Origin of the sequence: Desulfurococcus sp., assembly GCA_026626905.1 — an archaeon.
GTDB lineage: Archaea > Thermoproteota > Thermoprotei_A > Sulfolobales > Desulfurococcaceae > Desulfurococcus.
Genome location: JAPNUX010000008.1, coordinates 106,919 through 125,223, shown reverse-complemented (window position 1 = coordinate 125,223; position 18,305 = coordinate 106,919). Strand labels below are relative to the sequence as shown.

The 18,305-nt window shown below is 46.7% G+C and carries 22 protein-coding genes and 3 tRNA genes; 12 read left to right on the top strand and 13 right to left on the bottom strand.

The genetic code is table 11. The features are described 5' to 3' along the window. Positions 1–12: 12 nt before the first annotated feature. Both OWQ48_06655 and OWQ48_06650 read right to left on the bottom strand, forming a co-directional pair. Entirely contained in the window at positions 13–2,217 is a 2,205-nt protein-coding gene (locus tag OWQ48_06655; GenBank protein ID MCY0868883.1) for a CDC48 family AAA ATPase, read from the bottom strand. 165 nt (positions 2,218–2,382) lie between these two features. Then, entirely contained in the window at positions 2,383–2,658 is a 276-nt protein-coding gene (locus OWQ48_06650; GenBank protein ID MCY0868882.1) for a hypothetical protein, read from the bottom strand. A gap of 81 nt (positions 2,659–2,739) precedes the next feature. Here OWQ48_06650 and OWQ48_06645 point away from each other — a divergent pair, with 81 nt between their 5' ends. Next, positions 2,740–3,108, top strand: coding sequence for a DUF134 domain-containing protein (locus tag OWQ48_06645; GenBank protein MCY0868881.1), 369 nt, complete (start codon positions 2,740–2,742; stop codon positions 3,106–3,108). Between the two features lie 43 nt (positions 3,109–3,151). Here the strand turns inward: OWQ48_06645 and OWQ48_06640 are convergent, their stop codons facing one another. After that, on the bottom strand, positions 3,152–3,442 hold the full coding sequence (locus tag OWQ48_06640; GenBank protein MCY0868880.1) for a transcriptional regulator: 291 nt from the start codon (positions 3,440–3,442) through the stop codon (positions 3,152–3,154). A gap of 85 nt (positions 3,443–3,527) precedes the next feature. Between OWQ48_06640 and OWQ48_06635 the strand changes: the two genes are divergently transcribed. Further along, positions 3,528–3,602, top strand: a tRNA-Val gene (locus OWQ48_06635). A gap of 16 nt (positions 3,603–3,618) precedes the next feature. Here the strand turns inward: OWQ48_06635 and OWQ48_06630 are convergent. Together OWQ48_06630 and OWQ48_06625 are read right to left on the bottom strand one after the other, a co-directional pair. After that, complete coding sequence (locus OWQ48_06630; protein MCY0868879.1) at positions 3,619–4,767, bottom strand: ABC transporter ATP-binding protein; 1,149 nt, start codon at positions 4,765–4,767, stop codon at positions 3,619–3,621. Between the two features lie 153 nt (positions 4,768–4,920). After that, positions 4,921–5,066: transfer RNA gene (locus tag OWQ48_06625), tRNA-Trp, on the bottom strand. Positions 5,067–5,232: 166 nt separating this feature from the next. Between OWQ48_06625 and OWQ48_06620 the strand changes: the two genes are divergently transcribed. Next, entirely contained in the window at positions 5,233–5,460 is a 228-nt protein-coding gene (locus tag OWQ48_06620) for a hypothetical protein (protein MCY0868878.1), read from the top strand. 274 nt (positions 5,461–5,734) lie between these two features. Here the strand turns inward: OWQ48_06620 and truD are convergent, their stop codons facing one another. Together truD and pth2 are read right to left on the bottom strand one after the other, a co-directional pair. Continuing rightward, positions 5,735–6,835, bottom strand: coding sequence for a tRNA pseudouridine(13) synthase TruD (gene truD / locus OWQ48_06615; GenBank protein ID MCY0868877.1), 1,101 nt, complete (start codon positions 6,833–6,835; stop codon positions 5,735–5,737). Positions 6,836–6,859: 24 nt separating this feature from the next. Continuing rightward, positions 6,860–7,207, bottom strand: coding sequence for a peptidyl-tRNA hydrolase Pth2 (gene pth2, locus OWQ48_06610; protein MCY0868876.1), 348 nt, complete (start codon positions 7,205–7,207; stop codon positions 6,860–6,862). 96 nt (positions 7,208–7,303) lie between these two features. Between pth2 and OWQ48_06605 the strand changes: the two genes are divergently transcribed. Both OWQ48_06605 and OWQ48_06600 read left to right on the top strand, forming a co-directional pair. Beyond that, a complete protein-coding gene (locus OWQ48_06605) occupies positions 7,304–7,525 on the top strand; it encodes a zinc finger domain-containing protein (GenBank protein MCY0868875.1) in 222 nt (73 codons plus the stop codon). A 10-nt stretch (positions 7,526–7,535) separates the two neighbouring features. Further along, positions 7,536–7,805 (top strand): elongation factor 1-beta, encoded by a 270-nt coding sequence (locus OWQ48_06600; protein ID MCY0868874.1) that lies wholly within the window; start codon positions 7,536–7,538, stop codon positions 7,803–7,805. A gap of 40 nt (positions 7,806–7,845) precedes the next feature. Here the strand turns inward: OWQ48_06600 and OWQ48_06595 are convergent, their stop codons facing one another. Further along, a complete protein-coding gene (locus tag OWQ48_06595; GenBank protein MCY0868873.1) occupies positions 7,846–8,502 on the bottom strand; it encodes an NAD-binding protein in 657 nt (218 codons plus the stop codon). A gap of 163 nt (positions 8,503–8,665) precedes the next feature. On the opposite strand from OWQ48_06595, the gene OWQ48_06590 reads away from it, so the two are divergent. Then, positions 8,666–9,421 carry a hypothetical protein gene (locus OWQ48_06590; protein MCY0868872.1) on the top strand — a complete coding sequence of 252 codons (756 nt, stop codon included), beginning with the start codon at positions 8,666–8,668 and terminating at the stop codon, positions 9,419–9,421. Here OWQ48_06590 and OWQ48_06585 read toward each other — a convergent pair. Further along, positions 9,416–10,765 carry a tRNA (N(6)-L-threonylcarbamoyladenosine(37)-C(2))-methylthiotransferase gene (locus OWQ48_06585; GenBank protein ID MCY0868871.1) on the bottom strand — a complete coding sequence of 450 codons (1,350 nt, stop codon included), beginning with the start codon at positions 10,763–10,765 and terminating at the stop codon, positions 9,416–9,418. The genes OWQ48_06590 and OWQ48_06585 overlap by 6 nt on opposite strands. 89 nt (positions 10,766–10,854) lie before the next feature. Between OWQ48_06585 and OWQ48_06580 the strand changes: the two genes are divergently transcribed. From OWQ48_06580 to OWQ48_06555, 6 genes are read left to right on the top strand one after another with little or no spacing between them, the layout of a single operon-like run. After that, positions 10,855–11,280 (top strand): translation initiation factor IF-2 subunit beta, encoded by a 426-nt coding sequence (locus OWQ48_06580; protein ID MCY0868870.1) that lies wholly within the window; start codon positions 10,855–10,857, stop codon positions 11,278–11,280. Between the two features lie 17 nt (positions 11,281–11,297). Continuing rightward, on the top strand, positions 11,298–11,612 hold the full coding sequence (locus OWQ48_06575) for a DUF424 family protein (protein MCY0868869.1): 315 nt from the start codon (positions 11,298–11,300) through the stop codon (positions 11,610–11,612). A gap of 26 nt (positions 11,613–11,638) precedes the next feature. Further along, on the top strand, positions 11,639–12,718 hold the full coding sequence (locus OWQ48_06570; protein MCY0868868.1) for a 60S ribosomal export protein NMD3: 1,080 nt from the start codon (positions 11,639–11,641) through the stop codon (positions 12,716–12,718). Continuing rightward, positions 12,702–13,049 (top strand): translation initiation factor aIF-1A, encoded by a 348-nt coding sequence (locus OWQ48_06565; protein ID MCY0868867.1) that lies wholly within the window; start codon positions 12,702–12,704, stop codon positions 13,047–13,049. The genes OWQ48_06570 and OWQ48_06565 overlap by 17 nt, the downstream gene beginning before the upstream one ends. Then, positions 13,046–13,864, top strand: a complete 819-nt coding sequence (locus OWQ48_06560; GenBank protein ID MCY0868866.1) for a serine protein kinase RIO — start codon at positions 13,046–13,048, stop codon at positions 13,862–13,864. The genes OWQ48_06565 and OWQ48_06560 overlap by 4 nt, the downstream gene beginning before the upstream one ends. Beyond that, positions 13,825–14,463 (top strand): KH domain-containing protein, encoded by a 639-nt coding sequence (locus tag OWQ48_06555; protein MCY0868865.1) that lies wholly within the window; start codon positions 13,825–13,827, stop codon positions 14,461–14,463. Before OWQ48_06560 ends, OWQ48_06555 begins: the two co-directional genes overlap by 40 nt. Positions 14,464–14,673: 210 nt before the next feature. Here the strand turns inward: OWQ48_06555 and OWQ48_06550 are convergent, their stop codons facing one another. The 4 genes from OWQ48_06550 to OWQ48_06535 form a co-directional block, all read right to left on the bottom strand. Next, entirely contained in the window at positions 14,674–16,128 is a 1,455-nt protein-coding gene (locus OWQ48_06550; GenBank protein ID MCY0868864.1) for a TrkH family potassium uptake protein, read from the bottom strand. A 236-nt stretch (positions 16,129–16,364) separates the two neighbouring features. Continuing rightward, positions 16,365–16,865: a DUF2148 domain-containing protein gene (locus OWQ48_06545; protein ID MCY0868863.1), complete on the bottom strand. Its 501-nt coding sequence runs from the start codon at positions 16,863–16,865 to the stop codon at positions 16,365–16,367. 401 nt (positions 16,866–17,266) lie between these two features. Next, positions 17,267–18,085: a site-specific DNA-methyltransferase gene (locus OWQ48_06540; protein MCY0868862.1), complete on the bottom strand. Its 819-nt coding sequence runs from the start codon at positions 18,083–18,085 to the stop codon at positions 17,267–17,269. A gap of 144 nt (positions 18,086–18,229) precedes the next feature. Beyond that, positions 18,230–18,304 (bottom strand) — tRNA-Arg (locus OWQ48_06535). Position 18,305: the final 1 nt, after the last annotated feature.

The window sequence follows — 18,305 nt, the reverse complement described above, 5'->3', positions numbered from 1 at the left end:
AGAACACCTCCGCTACGTGTATATGCTTGGCTTAACAATCTGTCTGGGGAGTGACTGCCTAGCCTTCATCCCCCATTCAACGTAGAATTTTACCATTGAGTCGTTTATACTAGGTTTTACTACTTCTAGGGCTGTCATGAAGTGCCTCTCGCTGACTTTCTCTATGAATAGGGATTCTCTTAAAGCAGCCATAACAGCTTCCCTAACGAGGGCTTCAATATCTGCTCCACTATAGCCTTCAGTTATCTTAGCTATCTTAGCTAAATCTACATCTACGTCTAGAGGCACGCTTCTCGTGTGGACTTTAAGTATTTCTAGTCTCGCATTATAGTCTGGTGGCGGCACGTAGACTAGCTTATCGAATCTACCCGGCCTTAGTAGTGCTGGGTCGAGTAGGTCGGGTCTATTAGTTGCAGCGAGAACCACAACATTCTCCATCCTCTGGATTCCATCCATCTCTGTTATCAACTGGGTTACAACTCTCTCGGAGACTCCTGAGTCTGCTTCAAAGCCTCTCAGCGAAGCTATAGCATCTATTTCATCGAAGAATACTACTGCTGGAGCATAGAGCCTAGCCTTCCTGAAGATCTCGCGGATAGCTTTCTCAGATTCTCCAACCCACTTACTCATGATCTCAGGGCCTTTAACAGCTATGAAGTTTGCTCCGCCCTCTGTTGCAACAGCCTTTGCGAGCAGGGTTTTACCGCATCCAGGAGGCCCGTATAATAGTACTCCTTTAGGCGGCTTGATGCCGAATCTCTCGTAGACTTCAGGATGCTTTAATGGCAGCTCGACGCTCTCTCTTAGAGTCCTCTTAACATCCTCGAGTCCGCCTATATCACTCCATTTTACATCTGGTACTTCAACGTGGATCTCGCGTAGCCCGCTCGGCACTATACTTCTGTACGCTGAGAGGAAGTCCTCTCGCGTAACCTTGAGGTTTGAGAGTAGCTCGTCTGGTGGAGGCCACTTATCTATTCTATCAAAATTCACTTGTCTTCTGATAGCGTGTAGAACAGCCTCCTTGACTAGCGCGGCTATATCTGCACCAGTGTATCCGTGGGTTATCTCAGCTATCTTGGCTAAGTCGACATCCTGGGCTAGTACCCTCAGCTCTCTAAGCTTCCTTGTGTGTATTAAGAGTATCTCATACCTCCCCTTCTTATCAGGCATTGGTATCTCTATCTCTCTGTCGAATCTACCAGGTCTTCTTAAAGCCGGGTCTAGAGCATTAGGCCTGTTGGTGGCACCTATAACTATCACGTTTCCTCTTCTCTCTAATCCATCCATCAAAGCTAGCAGCTGGGCTACAACCCTTCTTTCTACCTCGCCGACTACTTCATCTCTTTTCGGTGCTATAGCATCTATTTCATCAATGAATATTATTGCAGGGTTCTTCTTAGCCTTCCTCTTAGCTAGCTTGAATACTTCTCGGAGCCGCTGCTCTGACTCACCATAATACTTGCTCATTATCTCCGGGCCATTGATGGTGATGAAGTAAGCGTTAACCTCGTTTGCTAGAGCTTTAGCTAGTAGCGTCTTACCTGTGCCTGGCGGCCCGTAGAGTAGTATACCCTTCGGTGGCTCGATACCAAGCTTCCTGAAGACCTTCCCGTATTTTAATGGGATTTCTATAGTCTCCCTTATCTTCTCTATTATGCTGCTGAGGCCTCCTATATCATCGTAGGTTACATGAGGTATTTCATCCACTGGCTCCTCGAACACGTAGACCTCGGTTTCATCCGATATTATCGCTGGATCGTATGGTTTAACCAAGACTACCTTGAAGGGGACAGGCATATCAGCTATAACTATCTGTATGCTATTACCCTCCATGACAGGGTAGCCTATAAGCTTGTGTTTAATGCTGTCCAGCACGTAGCCTTCTATTGGTGCACGATAGTTTGTTGGAGCCAGTTTCACTACAGTAGCATATCTGCGTTCAACTCTCTCCACGTATACAGTATCGCCTACATCAACACCAGCGTTAAGCCTTGTCAAAGAATCCAGTCTTATCACACCCATGCCTCTATCATGCTCACCGCTTGGAACAGCTAAAGCTGCAGTCTCAGATCCCCCTTCAATTAGAAGCATGTCTCCTTCAATTATACCGTACTTCTCCATTACATCAGGGTCAAGTCTAGCTAAACCCTTACCGTAATCCCTTGAATCAGCCTCGAGAACCGTTAAACGTATCCTGGCCAAGATTACCCCCATTTAATCCCTTTATACCTCGCGAAAACACCCATCTAATCTGACTCTAAGATTTAAAGCCCTATAAAAGCTTCTATTGATGTGCAGGGTATTCTTACCTGTTGAATCTGAAAGATTCAGCCATATATAGAAGAGAAACGTGGTTTAAAAATAGCTTTAAGCAAGGGTCTACTGCTTCTGCCCTGCTGACTCTAACTCCTTAAGCCTTCTCTCAATGTAAGCCAGCTCATCGTTCAAGATCTTCAGGGTATTCTCGATCATTATCTTCCTGTAGTTAAGCCAGTTTTTCTCGGCTTCTACAGATGCTACTAGACTCCAAGGATACCATGGGCGTGCCCCGTAGAGGAGCCATCCAGGCCTCTCCCAGGGGGGTAGGTGGCTGAATGGTCCTCTACCAGGCCATGGGCCTCTACTCGTCCACCATCCCCACTTCCACCAAGCCATTTTCGCTCACCTTTCCGGGAATATTCTCAAAAAAGGGTTTTTAAATATTTCCCAAAAATATCTAGGTAGAGGGGTAGTGGAATGCCTCGATGGTGCTGGAGGAGAAGGAAGTGGGGTCCCGGCAGGCCACCTAAACCGTTATTCCTGACGCTACCCCCAGTGGTAAGAGTTTTCACGCCGGATCCTGCTGGAAGCGGAGAAGAACGCTTAATACTTCCCGAGCTTGAGGCTTTAAAGCTAGTGGATTTAGACGGCTTGAATCTAGATGAGGCGGCAGCATTAATGGGGGTGGGTAGGGGTACTGTATGGAGGCTTCTAGTAGGAGCTCGAGCTAAGCTTGTAAGAGCCCTCTTATACGGGGAGAGGATTGTTATCGAGCCTGGAGGCGAGGTTTCCGAGGTACCTTCAACTCGAGATTCCGGAGGAGGCGGGGGCTCCGGGCATAGCTGACTACTATCTTCCCGCGTGGAGGATAGTATGCTGGAATACTTCACTATTGCTGGAGGAGGTCTCCAAGCAAGCTTTTAGCTTCAACTAGAAGCTTGTATATGGCTTCAGCAAGCCTAGCTCCCTTCTCTGTGAGAAGATATTCATCGCCTCTCTTAACAATTAATCCAGCCTCCTCCAGTAGTATTAAATTATGGTATAGCGTGCTGGCTCCCAGTCCTGCCCTAATGAAGTCTACTTTACGCTTCGCACCGAGGTACATTAAGGCTAGTATCCTCGAAACACCTGTTAAAAGCCTTGTATGTGCTACTTCATGGGGGTCTAGCTGCTCCTCCACTGGCAAGCACCCTACTCCAGCCAGTAGAGGCTTAGGCTACAAGACCTAAAATTTATTAGTCTTAGAAGGTTTCTGTCTCATAGCAGGGCCCGTCGTCTAGCCTGGTTAGGACGCCGCCCTGACACGGCGGAGGCCCGGGGTTCAAGTCCCCGCGGGCCCACTTGCTTACGTAAATGTTAAGCTATAAGGCTCTCTGTTTTCTCATCGAATATCAGTGCTTTATCCCACTCAAAACTAAGCTTTACTTTAGAGCCCATTTCTACTGTCAGGCTACCTGGAACGTGTATTCTCACGTATTCCTCGCCTAGCTTTACTGTCACTATGGTCTCTGAGCCTGTGGGCTCTGCTACAACTACCTCTCCTTCTGTATCGCTTATAGTGGTATCTCCAGCTATTTTAACCTGCTGTGGTCTTATCCCTATTACCACCTGTGATATCCCTTTTGCTTCTACTAGCTCGCCTATCTTCGGGTCGACCGGAACCTTTAATCCATGTGCCTCAAGCATGTAGAATGTTTTAACCGGCTGAGTTATCCCGATGCCTCTCTCAGACTTAATGGCTTCGCTAAGCTTCCTGAACGATGCTCTTATGAAGTTTATTGGGGGTACTCCTATGAAGCCGGCTACAAACATGTCAGCTGGCTTATAGTATAGCTCGCTGGGTGTTCCAACCTGCTTTACTCTCCCTTTATCCATGACAGCTATCCTGTCAGCCATAGTTAAAGCCTCGATCTGGTCGTGTGTCACGTATACTGTCGTTATGTTGAGCGTCTTCTGAAGCTTCTTTAATTCAGTCCTCATTGTGAGCCTTAACTTAGCATCAAGATTGCTTAATGGCTCGTCGAGAAGCCATACCTTAGGCTTCCTAACTAGTGCTCTAGCTAAAGCTACTCTCTGCTGCTGCCCGCCTGAAAGCTGAGCAGGCTTTCTATCCAGTAGTCCCTCTATCCCTAGAAACCTAGCTGTCTCTAAAACCATCCTTTTAATGTCATCACTAGTTAACTTTAACTCACGTTTTCTAATTTCAAGGGGGAAAGCTATGTTCTCATAGACTGTCATATGCGGGTATAAAGCATAGTTCTGGAACACCATTGCGACATTACGGTCCTTAGGATGCAGCTCTGTTACATCCTCGTCACCAATGAATATTCTGCCTTCATCAGGATACTCTAATCCTGCAATAAGTCTCAGCGTAGTCGTCTTACCGCAGCCTGATGAACCTAAGATCGCGAAGAACTCACCATCATTTATAGTTAGAGAAACATTGTCTACGGCTGTAACCCTGCCGTATTTTTTCACGACATCAACTAATCTAACACTCGGCATCTAAGCCCACACCTCTCATTCCGGATACCGGCTCTAAAGATTATTTATACCTATACCTGGTATTATTAGGCTTTAAATATTATTGTAGAATCCATGTTTAAAGTAGCATACTAGTTTAATCTTGATATCATTGTGTATTAAGAAGGATAGTAGTGGGCCCGAGGGGATTCGAACCCCCGGCCTGCGGGTCGCTCCTCCAGATCACAGTCATCCCGGGATGGTCACTCCGACCCGTAGAGATCTGGAGCATCGGCCGCCTCTACGGCGTCCGCCGCTCTGCCTGGCTGAGCTACGGGCCCACTACCAGTCATTCATTTTTATCACATAAGCTAAGGGAGTTATAAAGTCTTTCCGGGTAGTACTAGGCTTAAACTTAAACGCTATATTTAAAGGGAGTTTAGGAAACTCTAGTATGATATTGGTGTTTTACAGCATGGAGAACTATGCAGCGGTGATGATGAAGCCTTGAAGTACCCGCTGGATAGGATATGCGTTAAAAGCGGCGTGCTCTGCCCGAGCTGCCAGAGGAAGGTTGAGGAAGGCGTGGTTAGAGAGGATGAGATACCAGTTATGAGAGTGCTCATGGATTTAGAAGAGAAGTTGAAGTTCTTGAGGAAGGGGAGCTACTCTAAAACTTACAGGTTGAGGGACCGCTTGATAGTGATGATCAGAGATGGCTTCGAGCCTGAGTAGATAGATGAGCTTGAAAGAGAGTTATCTCAGGCTCTTAATACGAGGGTTAAAGTAGTTGTTGAAGCGGGAGACTCTAAGCGATTAATAGAGCAGCTGATAGCACCTGCATCTCTAATAGGAGTCAACCAGGTCTGGCTACCTGGAGGCACGGAGATACTCAACGTGAGGATCTCTAGGAGGGATCGAAGAATACTAGAGAAGAGTAGAGAAGAGTACGAGAACCTATTGTCAACACTACTCGGTGTTAAAACCCGGATAGTTTTTGAGTAGCCTCCTAGCTGAGGACTAGGTTATCCTTAAACAATTCTCTTAACACTACTGTAGCGTACTGACCTGGCTCTAACGTGAATTTAAGCCTGCATACACCCCCGTTACACGTTAATTCAGTGTTCAATGGCTTGAACATCCCCTTTCTATAGAAGCATGGGAGAAGTCTTATCTTCTCTACGCTCACTCCTTCAATTCTCAGTATTTCCCTGTATAATTCCACAGCGCTACTGCAGCCAGGCATTGGATAGCTGTTATCGAGCTTCAAGTAGCCTCTTCTCTCAATAATACTGTTTAGCAGGAGATTGAAGAGGTAGCTGGCGTACGCGTCTACAGCTAAACCGTGTAGTGATCTCGCAAATCTCTTTAATCCTAGACTACTATACCTTGAGCCCGTGTAGAGGCTCTCATAGTATAGGTTCCTATAGCTGCCCTCCAACCTCCTCACGGTTGCATCGAGGTCCTCTAGAGGGTATATGGCTTTAAGCAGCCATGTAGCGAAGAGATCCTCGCGCCCTGTGATAATAAGCTTCCCGAGTATGTGCGTGTTATGCCTTCTAGCACCGAATCTCTGGTATCCGTAGTATGCTGGGAGGCCGTGCCTTTCAATCAAGTACATTATCTTTTTAATAGCCTCGGGTAGACTGTTTTTAACATCCTTTAATGTGACCTCGAACTCATTGCCTTTAAGCAGCCCTTTCTGCTTTGCTTCAAGGTAGCCTTCAACTCTGAATGAAACATTACCTTCCTCGAATGGTAGTATCTTCTCGTCTATAAGCAGCCTTCTCACGTAGAAATATGAGGTGGTTGTAGCATTTTTGTCTTTCAATCCATGGAAGTATATGTTTTCAGGGGGGAGGCCCAGCCTTCTTGATAGTACTCTCAGTGCTTCTAGAGTATCAACACCCTTCTTCACGACCCTTATGACAATATAGCTGTCTCTACCAGCCTGCTCTGCGCTCCTCGAGATAAGAGCGTGATCAACTACCTCGCGCACTGCAAAGTTCTCCGGGCCCGGCTTGTACTCGTAGTCAACTTTGAGTCTCGTGAGAGAGTACTTCATGCCTGCAGTATAGTCTAGTGGGTGAGGGTAGACTACCCTAGTCAACTCTCACACGCTGAAACCATGGTTTCAGAGAAGCTTTAAGTCGCCTGTTAAAGCATCTACATCTCTATCTGGTGCTGGACCTATAGCGATGGCTGTCAGTGTTCCAGGTGGCACCTCTGTGAGCCCAGCATCCCTTACAATTGAAGCCGGTAGCCCTCTTGAAACAGCCTCCCTGTATCTTTTAACTAGTTCCTCCTCCCCGCTAGCTTTAACCACGATCTTCTTCTGCCCGCTACTCCACCATTCTTCAAACCACTCTCTACGCTTATGGAAGGCTTCGAAAGCTGCAATTACAGAGGCGTGGGCTACCTGGACGGCTATTTTGCCCTTACTGATCTCTAAGTCGCTTCTAACAACTATAACCTGCTTCATCGACTAGCACACCAGCAGCTCTCAATGTTTTTAATCCCCTACATTATAATCGTTAAGGTCGTTAAGGAGCTTTATGCTTTTAGCGAGGTGGGTGGGATGGCTGGCTACGTGCTTAAGCCGAGTGGAATAGAATTAAAGATAGATGAAGCTGCTTCACCACCAGTATGCAGCAGCTGCCATAGGCTAATGGAGCCTGGAGAGCACGGCGTGGAATTCTTCTGCCCTAACTGCGGGAAAGTCCTGATAAGGAGATGCGAGAGATGCAGAGAGCTGGTTGTCGAGTACACATGCCCTAGCTGCGGCTTCAGAGGTCCGTGAGGTGTCTAGTATGGGCCAGCTACTCGTTGTCGCTAGGATACTACCTGAAGGCATCGAGGTATCTCTAGAGAAGCTGAGGGAAGATATAGCTAAAACCCTCCCTCAAGGCTACGAGCTGAGAATGTGGGAGGAGGAGCCTGTAGCATTCGGGTTAAAGGCTCTCAGGCTAGCTATAATAATGCCCGAGGATGTTGAAGGCGGTACTGAAACCCTTGAAAACTTGATCAGCCAGGTTGAAGGAGTAAGCTCTGTTGAAATAGAGTATGTTAGCCGCATATAGCTAGCCTCTAAGCCCTAATTCTCCAAATAGGTGGAGCTAGTTAACCCTTTATTCTCCTCACGACATCACTGTTTCTAGCTGCAATTATGAGTAGGTTTCCAGGCTTAACGATATCCCCTGGTTCAGGTATCTTAAACTTCATGCCGTCAAATAATAGTATTATCCTGCCTTCATCCCCTAAATTGATCTCCTCGATCCTATTCTCCACAACTGGATCAGACTCGCTAATAGTCACCATGATGATCTTCTCGTCGTTAACACTTCCTAACTCTCTCCCATTAGTTATGGATGTAAGCATTTGAGCAATGACGTTAGCTATTACAACAGGTTGTACCACGGGTATCCCGAGCCCTAGCTTTACTACTAGCTCAGCGATCTCAGGCTCCGTGAACCTGCCGATTCTAATCGGTACGTTAAACGTTTTAGCTATAGCGAGAACCAGGAGGTTTGTTTCATCACTATTAGTTAAAGCGAGCACAGCTGTTACTTCCCTCATGTTCACCTCATCATACAGCTTTATATCTGTTGCATCCCCCTCCAGGAATAATACGTCGCCGAGGTTCTCGAAGACCTGCCTTCTCTCCCTCTCTCTATCTACGACTATTACTTCATCAGCTTCATCCTGCACTCTGAAAATCTTGAATAAGTGCTCGGATACCTTGCCGCCACCAATTACCAGTATCTTCAAGCCAGCCATAAAGTTTACACCCACAGGCTACCAGTTTAATACCATATCAAGTTATTAATGTCAACCAGGTCTTATAGGTTACACGAAATTCTTATTAGAGACTTCAGCAGGCGTAACACCTTGTGGAGGCAGGGTTAGAATGGTATCCACGGTAACAGCTGAGAACGTAAGCTTGGTGATAGTGGTCGCATTAACTGTTATCATAGTGCGAATAGTTGTATCGAGGCTGTTAAACGAGCTGGTTTTAAGGGGCTCTATCTCCGTGAACATCCGCGAGGTGACCCTGAAGATCCTTGATATAGCGGTAATCATTATATTGGTTGGTACTGCTACAATAATCTTCATACCCCAGTACTGGGGTATTCTAGCGGTACTAGGATTACTAGGCTTAACCATACTGCTCCTATTAATATACCCTGTATCATCCTACATAGCGATTGTAGCCCTTCAAATGAGGTTTCAATTAAAGGGTAGATTCTACGAGATCCTCCTGCCTGGATCCTCTAAGTCCCTGCACGGTAGAATAGTTGACTCAACAATCTACCATTCAATCGTTGAAGACGAGCACGGTGTCATCCACTACGTGCCGAATGCTCAGCTAGCACGCTCTGTTCTCAAGCCTTACACACCTAGAGTAGTATTCGAGGTGGCTGTTAGATTACCGGGGGGCGGTAGCCTGGATCTCGTAGAGCTCGAGGAAGCTATAGCGGGAAAGCTCGAGGAGTACGGGTACCCGGGTTTCAAGGATGTTAAAGATGTCAGCGTGGTTAGAGCTTCTGGAAGCGAGCTCGTGTTTAGAGTAGTATTCTACCCTATCTCGATACCAGTAAGGAAAGACAGCTTGAGGAGACTGGTAGTAGACCTCAGGAGCACGCTCCTAAAGGAGCTTCAAGACCGCGTAGTAGACGTGCATGTTGCTGTCCTATGAGGTTGCCGAGTGAAGAAGTACTTTACCATCTCCAGGGGGAGCTGGCAGCCGGCTCACACGGCCTCTTAGATCAAAGAATGTTGACTCATCCACGTGTACTTTAACCCACATCCCGTAGTCGAGTCCACCATCCTCGTACCCAGGGTTTAAGACTACTGGTATGTAGTTTGCAAGCCGGCATATCCAGGTATTAGTGTACTCTGTGATAAAGCAGTCCTGTAGCGTCCCCTTATACCTTGATTTACCCTTTAATCCTACCTCCTCGATTAATCTGAGAGCTCTTAGAACCCTCTCCTTCTTGACTTTTGTGGGTAGCTGCGGCAGGGAAGCGGAGTACGTGAGTGGTCTTATACTGTAGGATGCGAGGTGTACTCTCTCGAATTCAAGCTTCTCTATTACTCTGAGAGTCTCGTTGAAGTCCTCCTCAGTCTCCATGGGGTGGCCTACTATAATGTCTGTTGCAACACTTAGATCAGGTATTCTCGACTTCGCTTCCTCAACTAGCTCTACGTATTCTTCGACAGTGTAGTTGCGTCTCATAAGCTTGAGGATCCTGTTACTCCCTGACTGCAGGGGTATGTGGAGGAACCTGTACACTCTGCTTGACTCGCTTATAGCTTCTATTAGATCATCCATAATGTATCGAAGGTGCTCTGGATTCAACATACCTACTCTAACCATGTAGTTTCCTTCGACTCTTCTAGTAACCTCTTTTATTAGAGTAGGCAGTTTTCTCGAGCCATACAAGTCTATACCGTAGGTACCTAAGTCCATCCCTGTTAACTGTATTTCTACTGCCCCCTTCTCTACAGCCTTTTCTACAGCTTTGACTACAGCGTCAATGCTGTGGCTTACTAGCACCCGTCTAGCCAGCTTGGATATACAGAAGCTGCAGTTACCTAGGCATCCCTCCTGAACAGGGATTGGGGCCACTCTACCCTCGAAGTACACGCCTATTCTATCTCTCTCCCTTAACCCATTTAGTAGGACTACCCTGCCCGGGGATTCGAGGGCTTCAGCTACTAGGGGTGCATTTTGAGGTGATATTAAGCTAGCGCTTGGAGCTATCCTTGCAACAGTGTACGGTTCTGCTTTAGCCATACAGCCTGCTACAATGAGCTTCTTACCAGTTTTCACGGAGACCTCGTGTAGCTCTCTTATCCGTTTAATCATATGCTGCTCTGTGTCAAGTCTTACTATGCAGGTGTTTACTACTATAGCATCGGCATTCTCAATGCTCTTGGTTAGTGAATGCCCTCTTCTAAGTATCTCCTCTACCATTAATGCTTCATCACTCTTATTCAGCGAGCACCCGTAGCTCTCAATGTATACTCTCACATCCATGCACCCGGGGTTCCGCTTAACTGTAACCCCCTTAATATCCCGTGTATATTAGCCTTGAAAATGTTAATCAATAGCTTGGTGCATGCTGTATGAGTTCAAGCAGGCTGCCTAGCTACGAGGAGCTCATTGAGAGAGCTTACAGGAAGCTTGGTGGAGTACGTGGCAGTAGCGAGGTATTTGAGATACCCCAGGCAAGCGTGCTAGTAATTGGTGATAAAACGATTATACAGAACTTTAAGCAGATAGCTAACGTCTTGAACAGGGATGAAGACTTACTGAGAAGGTACTTTATGAAGGAGCTGAATGTACCCAGCTCTATTAATCCAGCCGGCCAGCTGGAGTTGAAAGGAAGATTCAACCCCTCTGCTATCAACCAGCTGCTATCTAGATTCGCCAACATGTACGTGAGGTGTAGTACCTGCGGGTCAATGCACACAAGGCTCATTAAGAAGGGGAAGGTATTCCTGCTTAGATGCGATGCCTGTGGCGCTGAGACAACCCTCCCAGCCTTCTAGGTTAAAGGTGCTTTCACGTGGGTAGCCGGGTGAGAGTATACGTTAAGAGATACGAGGTTCAAGGTGAAGTAGTAGTTGCAGCATGCGATGAAGACGTGCTGGGACTACGCCTCGTGGATCAAGAGGCTAACGTAGTCCTAGATATTGATCCACGCTTCTACAAGGGGGATTTAGTCGACATCGAGAAAGCTGTTGAAGTCTTAAGTAACGCTACAATCGGTAATATCGCAGGAGAGAACATTGTGAGAATCGCTATTGATAGAGGCCTAGTTCACCCGGAGGCTGTTCTAAGAGTTAAAGGAGTACCTGTAGCCATGTTCACGAGAATCTAGGTGAGTATCAACGGAGGCTCTTCCACTTGAGCGGCAAGCGTTTCTGCGTGAAGTGCGGTAGAGAAGTACCTGGTGAAGACCTGGTTAGAGGGTACTGTATAGACTGCTACCTGAAGTACCATGGAGTCTTCAAAAGCAAGCCTAGAGTAGAAGTAGTAGTATGCCCTAAATGCGGCTCCTGGTACTTCAAGGGGGCATGGCACCCGCCCGCTGACACTAGAGAAGTCTTGAGAAGAATACTACTGGATACTCTACGCAGATTCCTCAATGAAGAGGTCGAGCTAGTAGATGTTCAACCAGAATATGATTCAGAAGCAGATTTAAGCGGGGGAACTGTAAGAGCCCGTCTATCACTCAAGGTGGGAAGGCATAGTATTGAAGTCGAGGAGCCAGTTGAAGTTAAACTCGCCTACAGGGTCTGCGATAGATGCTTGAGGAGAAGTACTGGCAGGCATGAAGCCCTCGTTCAAGTAAGATTCGACCCAGCCGGGAAGCCCTCCAGCCTCTACAGGAGAGTATACTCACTGCTCCAGGATCTCGGGTTAACCAGCAGCCTCGTGGAAGTAGAAGAATTGAAGGATGGCTTCGACGCTAAGTTCGAGGATATAGTATCAGCTAGGAGATACGCCGGTACTCTTGAAAGAAAGTTTGGAGCTAAGCTAACCGAGTCATTCAAGAGCGTGAGGTATGATTCAAGGAGAGGGAGGTGGAGTGGCGTGCTAACAATATCTGCTAGAATACCCGTCATAGAGGAAGGAGATATAATCGAGTATAACGGGAAGCTTGGGGTCGTCGAGCAGGTTGCAGACGGATACCTTAGAATACTTCTCCTGGAGTCAGGCGTAGAGGTTAAAGCCCCGCTATCAGGCTACTGGAGCAGCCTGATCAAAAAGCCCCGCGGAGTATCAGTTAGTAGAGAAGCCTACACTGTGACAGCTGTAGATAAGTCGACAGTATACCTGCTGAGCGAGGAGACCGGGGAGGTTAGAGAGCATCGTTTAGACCCTGGAAGCTATCTGTTAAAGCCCGGGGATAGAGTTATAATAGTTAGTAGTGGTGATAGAGAAGTATTGTTGAAGCTTAATAGAGGTGGGGAATCTGAGTAGTAAGCGTAATCAAAACGTAGAGAGACGCGAGGAGATACCTCTACCCAGCCCCGAGGAGGGAACAATGATATGCGGGGTTGTAAAGCAGCTTGGCGGAGGATACCTTCTAGTAAAATGCCTTGACGGCGCTGACAGGAAGGCGAGGATACCAGGCAAGATGAGGAGGAAGATCTGGATAACCGAAGGCGACATAGTACTAGTAGGCTTATGGGATCACACATCCGATAAAGCTGACGTCATCCACAGGTATGAGAGAAGCGAGATAGCCGAGCTCGTTGAGAAAGGCGTGGTCCCAAAAGAGTTCATTGATGCTATAAGTGAACTAATATGAGTAGAGATGACGTAGACAGGCTTCTAGGGAGGAGAGACGAGCCTTTAGAGAAGGATAGAGATCTCTTCGAGACTGTTGAAGAAGTATTCGACATGGCGACAGTAGCTAGTATCCTCGAGTTGATGAGAAAGAAGATTATTAGAAGAATAAGCGGGGTTATAAGTGCTGGAAAAGAAGCTAGAGTATACTTAGCTAGAGGATTCGGCGACGAGTACCTAGCCCTCAAGATATACTATACGAGTACAGCTGAATTCAAGAAAGGCATCTACAAGTATATTAGAGGAGACCCCCGCTTCACAGGCTTGAAGGCTAGGAGCACACGGGACCTGATCTACGCGTGGGCGAGAAAGGAGTACGGTAACCTGAAGAGAATGTGGGATGCTGGGGTTAGAGTACCTAGACCCATAGCCTTCAAGAATAATGTTGTTGTAATGGAGTTTATGGGTGTAGAAGGCGTCAGATACCCTCTACTCATAGAAGCCTACAGGGATCTCGAGGCAGCCGACCTTGAAAGTATCTACCATCAAGTGATCACTGAGCTCGTTAAAATATACTGTAAAGCAAGGCTGGTTCACGGGGACCTCTCAGAGTACAATATAATGGTGACACCCGACCTCAGGGTAGTAGTAATAGACGTTGGGCAGGCAGTAGACTTATCCCACCCGAACGCCGAGGACTTGCTGGCGAGAGATATAAGGAATATTAACAGGTTTTTCAGTAGTGAGGCTGGTCTGAAAACACTAAGCTTTGAGGAAACTCTAGGGGTCGTCAAGGAATGCAGAGGGATAGAGAAGGAAGATTTCTTCCAGGTGTAACCAGGCTCTACGAGAAGATCCCATTAGAGAGGATTGGGGTTTTACTAGGCTCTAACGGTAGAGTTAAAAGAGAGCTGGAGGAGCGTACGCGTACAGTTATAACTATAGACTCTGAGGGAGGCGGAGTTATAATAGAGCCAGCTCTCCCTGAGACAACAGTACTGGAGTTAATGAAGGCTAGAGACGTGGTAAGAGCCATTGCATATGGTTTCAGCCCTGAAAGAGCATTCCGGCTTCTAGAGGAGGATCAAGTCTTAGAGGTTGTGGATACCAGGCAGTATGTTGGCGATAAGCCAAACCACATTAAGAGGGTGCTTGGGAGAGTCATAGGAGAAGAAGGAAGAGCTCGCAGGGTTCTAGAAGAGGTCACAGGAACATACATCTCAGTTTACGAGCCGTATATCGCTATTATAGGAGACTACGAGTCTGCTGAAGTAGCCCGTACAGCAGTAGAAATGCTCATTAAAGGTAGAACCCACTCATCAGTATACAGATACGTTGAAAGAGAAATATATACTATTAAGAAGCGTAGAGCACGCGAGCTATGGATGAAGGAGTATAAGCCTGAGGAAACTTGGAGGCGTGGAGAGGAAGAGTAAATATACTCCACGTGAGAGCTGGTTCCCTCATAGCTAGCAGCCTACTCTAAGCCTGAGGCAACTACCCGCCTGAATCCCCATCAGTTTCTCTAATGGCAGCTCAATGGATTCTTTAAAATAGGTGTTCTAGGGTGTGTTTTACTAGTAGCCGATGAAGATGGAATCCGGGTATAAGCTTAAATTGATGCTGAGAGGTCCGCATAGCTGAGGTTAGCTCTTAAAGGCTCTATATATGCTTCTACCTGCAGTGTAGCCTACTAGAATGAGTATTGGGAGATGCTCGAGTCTCCCAATGTACATTCCAGCTATTAATGCTGCTTTAGCTGCTAGCGGCATTGAAGCTGATGTTAAGCCTGCTGAAAGCCCGACATCACTGGTGGCTGATGTAGCCTCGAATAAAGCGTCAAGGAAGTCTGCTTCAGGCATAGCTATCTTCACGATTGAAGCTGTTGCAACTACTACGGTTGCATGGAGGATCACTAGGAGGAGGGCGCTTGATACTTCTTCGTCATCAATAATCTTACCGTCTACTGTGACATGCGGGCTCACTCTCCCGTGTAGTAGCATTGAGATGCTATAGGCTTTCAGCTTCTTTAGTAGAATGACGAGCCGGTAGACTTTAATTCCTCCAGCTGTTGAGAAAGTCATTCCACCAATAAACATGGCTAGTATTAGCATCATCTTCACATCCGCTGGGAAGCCGCCTACATTACCTATATTGAACCCTGTGGTAGTCATTGCTGATACAGTATTGAATACGCCGAGCACGAGGGGTGTAGTATAGTGTACTCCATGGATAGCTAGGAGTAGGGTAGTAACAGCTGAGAGAGCAGCCATTACTATAGTATAGTATCTTAACTCCTCGCTTCTAGAAGCCTCCTTAAACTTGAAGTCCATTAGCTGGCTGAGCACGAGGAAGTTCGCGCCGCCTACAGCCATGACTAGTATTGCAGGGATAACACTGAGAGGAGCGTAGTCGTATACAGCCTCGTAGTTGAGGTTGTAGTTGCTCATGCCGCCTGTAGCTATCGCTGTCATAGTATGTATTACCGAGTCGTAGAGGTTGACACCAGAGTAGTAGAGGAGGACTACGCCGAGTAGAGTGAAGAACACGTAGATCCCTGCAATCCTCTTCGCTGTCTGCCTCAGCGAGTGCATTACTCTCACAGGTCTCTCAATACTGTAGAGTATGTAGCCGTACCTCCAGAAGAACGGTATTATAGTCATAGCGAACACTACGAAGCCTAACTCGCCGCTCCACTGCATGAGTGCCCTCCACCAGTTAATACTCTTCTTAAGGTGATCTAAGTCGCTGATAACAGTGAGACCGGTGCCCGTGAAGCCTGAAACACTCTCGAAGAATGCGTCAATTAACGGTATTCCTATCTCAAGGTGGAGCGGTATCGCTGCGAGAAACGGTATGAGAAGCCATGAGAGAGCAGAAGCTAAGTAGGCTTCCATAAAGCCTGTCTCCCCCACCCTCCCCACTCTCCTCAACAGTAGCACCGCGAGGAGACCGCTCGAAGTATACACCAGCGATGAATACACGAAGTACAAGGATATAGGTTCACTGAATATAAAGTCAACTAAAGGGACACTCAGCATCATTAAGCCGAGCACAACTATAAGGCTTGAAATATCAGCAAGCAGTACTAGTACTCTCATAGATTACCCCCTGAAGTAACATAAACCATTATTCCTAGAGGAAGGAAATAAAATAAAGCTAAGCTTCTCAGCGGTGAGATCAGATAGCAGTATTGTAGGATAGAATTCAACTTCTCGTTAAGTCTTCAGTAAACTTGTACCCTCGCATAGAGTACTGTTCGCGATTGAATAGTGGTTTAATATTCCTCGGCGTGGTGGAAGCTACTTAAGCCTACGTATAGCCTGCATCAAGTCATTTATACCGCTTTTCTATCAAAGTATATGTTCTTCCCGTGGATGCTTAACGGTATACCTATAACTATATCAGAGCTCATTAGTCCTAGGCTTCGTGCTGCAACTCCTATACTATACATTACCCTGTTATCAATGTTGAGGTTTGAAGCTGTTTTTACCGCGGAGCCTACAGCTATACCTAGGTTTAGCAGGCTGCATACAATGCTGGGGTCTAGTGGGTAGTCTTCTGGTTTTCGTAGATTGAAGTCAACTATCCTGCAGCCGATTAATAGTACTGCATGAGAGCTTCTAACGCTGCCTGCATCACGCTTAAAGAAGTCCCCGTATAGTGGTGCAAGCTCCTCCATCCTGCTGGCTAGTGCTTCTAGCTCTGCTCTCTCATCGAGTATCTTCACCTCGATGTTATCGACTCCTCTAGCTTTAGGTGCAGTTATAGCGGAGGCAGCCATGAGTTCAGCGGTAGGGCGGACTGCATTCCTTACAATCTCCTCCCTCTCTATCAATACCAACCACCAGTTACAGGAGTACACGTAGCAAGGATAATAATATTCCCAGCTAACTTATCCGCGGGGAGACAGGTTCTTAGAAGCTGATTAATCCTTCCACCTGCTTTACAACAGATATATTCAAGCTTTAGCCGCTACTAGTAGCTACTGCGCTTTTAGAAGACATGTAGCCGCCAGTTGTAAGCTTTCTAGGAGAGAGTCGAGAAGGCATGTATTTTTAATGATAACTCTAGAAGTACATGATAATTCTAGGGTTGATTCTGTCTACGCTTTGGTAGATTTTGGTTACGGTTGAAGCCGTATGCGATTTAGAAACTGGGTATCTACGCTTTAGATAAATGGATTGCAGTCTATAGCTGAATAGGTTAACTTTTTACAATTCGAAGCATCTCCATCTACTATACTAGCTTCTTCTGGTGGATTCTACCTTCCTCTATTAATCTCTTTTTCGCGAGCTCGCAGTATTCTCGGCTGATTTCTACTCCTATACCTCTCCGATTCAGTAGTGCTGCCGCGATAAGAGTAGTCCCGCTGCCGAGGAATGGATCTAGGATAAGGTCGTCTACGTAGCTGAAGAGCTTGATGCATCTCTTTGGGAGTTCCAGTGGGAATGGAGAGGGATGCCCTATTTTCTTCCGGTTTTCACCAGGGAATACCCATACCCCGTTAGTCCACTCTATGAACTCTTCTCTAGATATATCGGATTTACCAGTCTTCTGCTTTCTCCATGTCTCCTTATATAATACTACTATTACTTCAACCGGGGATATAACGTAGGGTGCTCTAGCGTTAAGCCAAGACCCCCATGCAGTCCTCTTTGAGATGTTGCCTTCATTCCATATGATCGTGCTAAAGTACTTCCAGCCGACCTTCTTAGCGATATACACGATGTCAGCGTAGACGCTGTGAAATCCCTCCTCCCTGCGCCCCTTGCTCTTATCAAGCGGTATGTTCAAGCACATTCTTCCATCGGGTTTCACAAGGCTGAGAGCTTTCCTCAACCACTTCTCAGTGAACTCAAGGTACTTCTCGTACGGTATATTGTCTCTAAAAGATTCATAGTGAATGTCAACATTGTATGGTGGAGATGTAACTATTAAGTCAACACTATTCGGCTGGATCAAGCTTGTTGATAGAAAGTCATCGTTCACTATTATTATTCGTCCATCACTAGACTTAAAGAATATCTTATCGCTTTCAGCTCCTACAGTAGTCATGCCCCCTTAACCCTAGCCTCTTATACATCTACGAGTACTTATCTATTAAGGCTTTAATTCTCTCTACAAGCTATGCTAGCTGTAGAAGAAGGCGTGTGGAAGCTCTAGCTAAGCGTTTATTCTACTAGAAGGGGGAGGGGGTAGCGGGCCCGCGGGGATTCGAACCCCGGGCCTCCGGCTTAGAAGGCCGGCGCCCTATCCTGGCTAGGCGACGGGCCCC

What these genes read in the sequence shown, in the direction of transcription:
- OWQ48_06560 (MCY0868866.1), top strand. Translation starts at nt 13,046, where the DNA reads ATGAGTAGAGATGACGTAGACAGGCTTCTAGGGAGGAGAGACGAGCCT.
- OWQ48_06550 (MCY0868864.1), bottom strand. Translation starts at nt 16,128, where the DNA reads ATGAGAGTACTAGTACTGCTTGCTGATATTTCAAGCCTTATAGTTGTG.
- OWQ48_06630 (MCY0868879.1), bottom strand. Translation starts at nt 4,767, where the DNA reads ATGCCGAGTGTTAGATTAGTTGATGTCGTGAAAAAATACGGCAGGGTT.
- pth2 (MCY0868876.1), bottom strand. Translation starts at nt 7,207, where the DNA reads ATGAAGCAGGTTATAGTTGTTAGAAGCGACTTAGAGATCAGTAAGGGC.
- OWQ48_06540 (MCY0868862.1), bottom strand. Translation starts at nt 18,085, where the DNA reads ATGACTACTGTAGGAGCTGAAAGCGATAAGATATTCTTTAAGTCTAGT.
- OWQ48_06595 (MCY0868873.1), bottom strand. Translation starts at nt 8,502, where the DNA reads ATGGCTGGCTTGAAGATACTGGTAATTGGTGGCGGCAAGGTATCCGAG.
- OWQ48_06645 (MCY0868881.1), top strand. Translation starts at nt 2,740, where the DNA reads ATGCCTCGATGGTGCTGGAGGAGAAGGAAGTGGGGTCCCGGCAGGCCA.
- OWQ48_06600 (MCY0868874.1), top strand. Translation starts at nt 7,536, where the DNA reads ATGGGCCAGCTACTCGTTGTCGCTAGGATACTACCTGAAGGCATCGAG.
- OWQ48_06605 (MCY0868875.1), top strand. Translation starts at nt 7,304, where the DNA reads ATGGCTGGCTACGTGCTTAAGCCGAGTGGAATAGAATTAAAGATAGAT.
- OWQ48_06650 (MCY0868882.1), bottom strand. Translation starts at nt 2,658, where the DNA reads ATGGCTTGGTGGAAGTGGGGATGGTGGACGAGTAGAGGCCCATGGCCT.
- OWQ48_06655 (MCY0868883.1), bottom strand. Translation starts at nt 2,217, where the DNA reads ATGGGGGTAATCTTGGCCAGGATACGTTTAACGGTTCTCGAGGCTGAT.
- OWQ48_06555 (MCY0868865.1), top strand. Translation starts at nt 13,825, where the DNA reads ATGCAGAGGGATAGAGAAGGAAGATTTCTTCCAGGTGTAACCAGGCTC.
- OWQ48_06580 (MCY0868870.1), top strand. Translation starts at nt 10,855, where the DNA reads ATGAGTTCAAGCAGGCTGCCTAGCTACGAGGAGCTCATTGAGAGAGCT.
- OWQ48_06585 (MCY0868871.1), bottom strand. Translation starts at nt 10,765, where the DNA reads ATGGATGTGAGAGTATACATTGAGAGCTACGGGTGCTCGCTGAATAAG.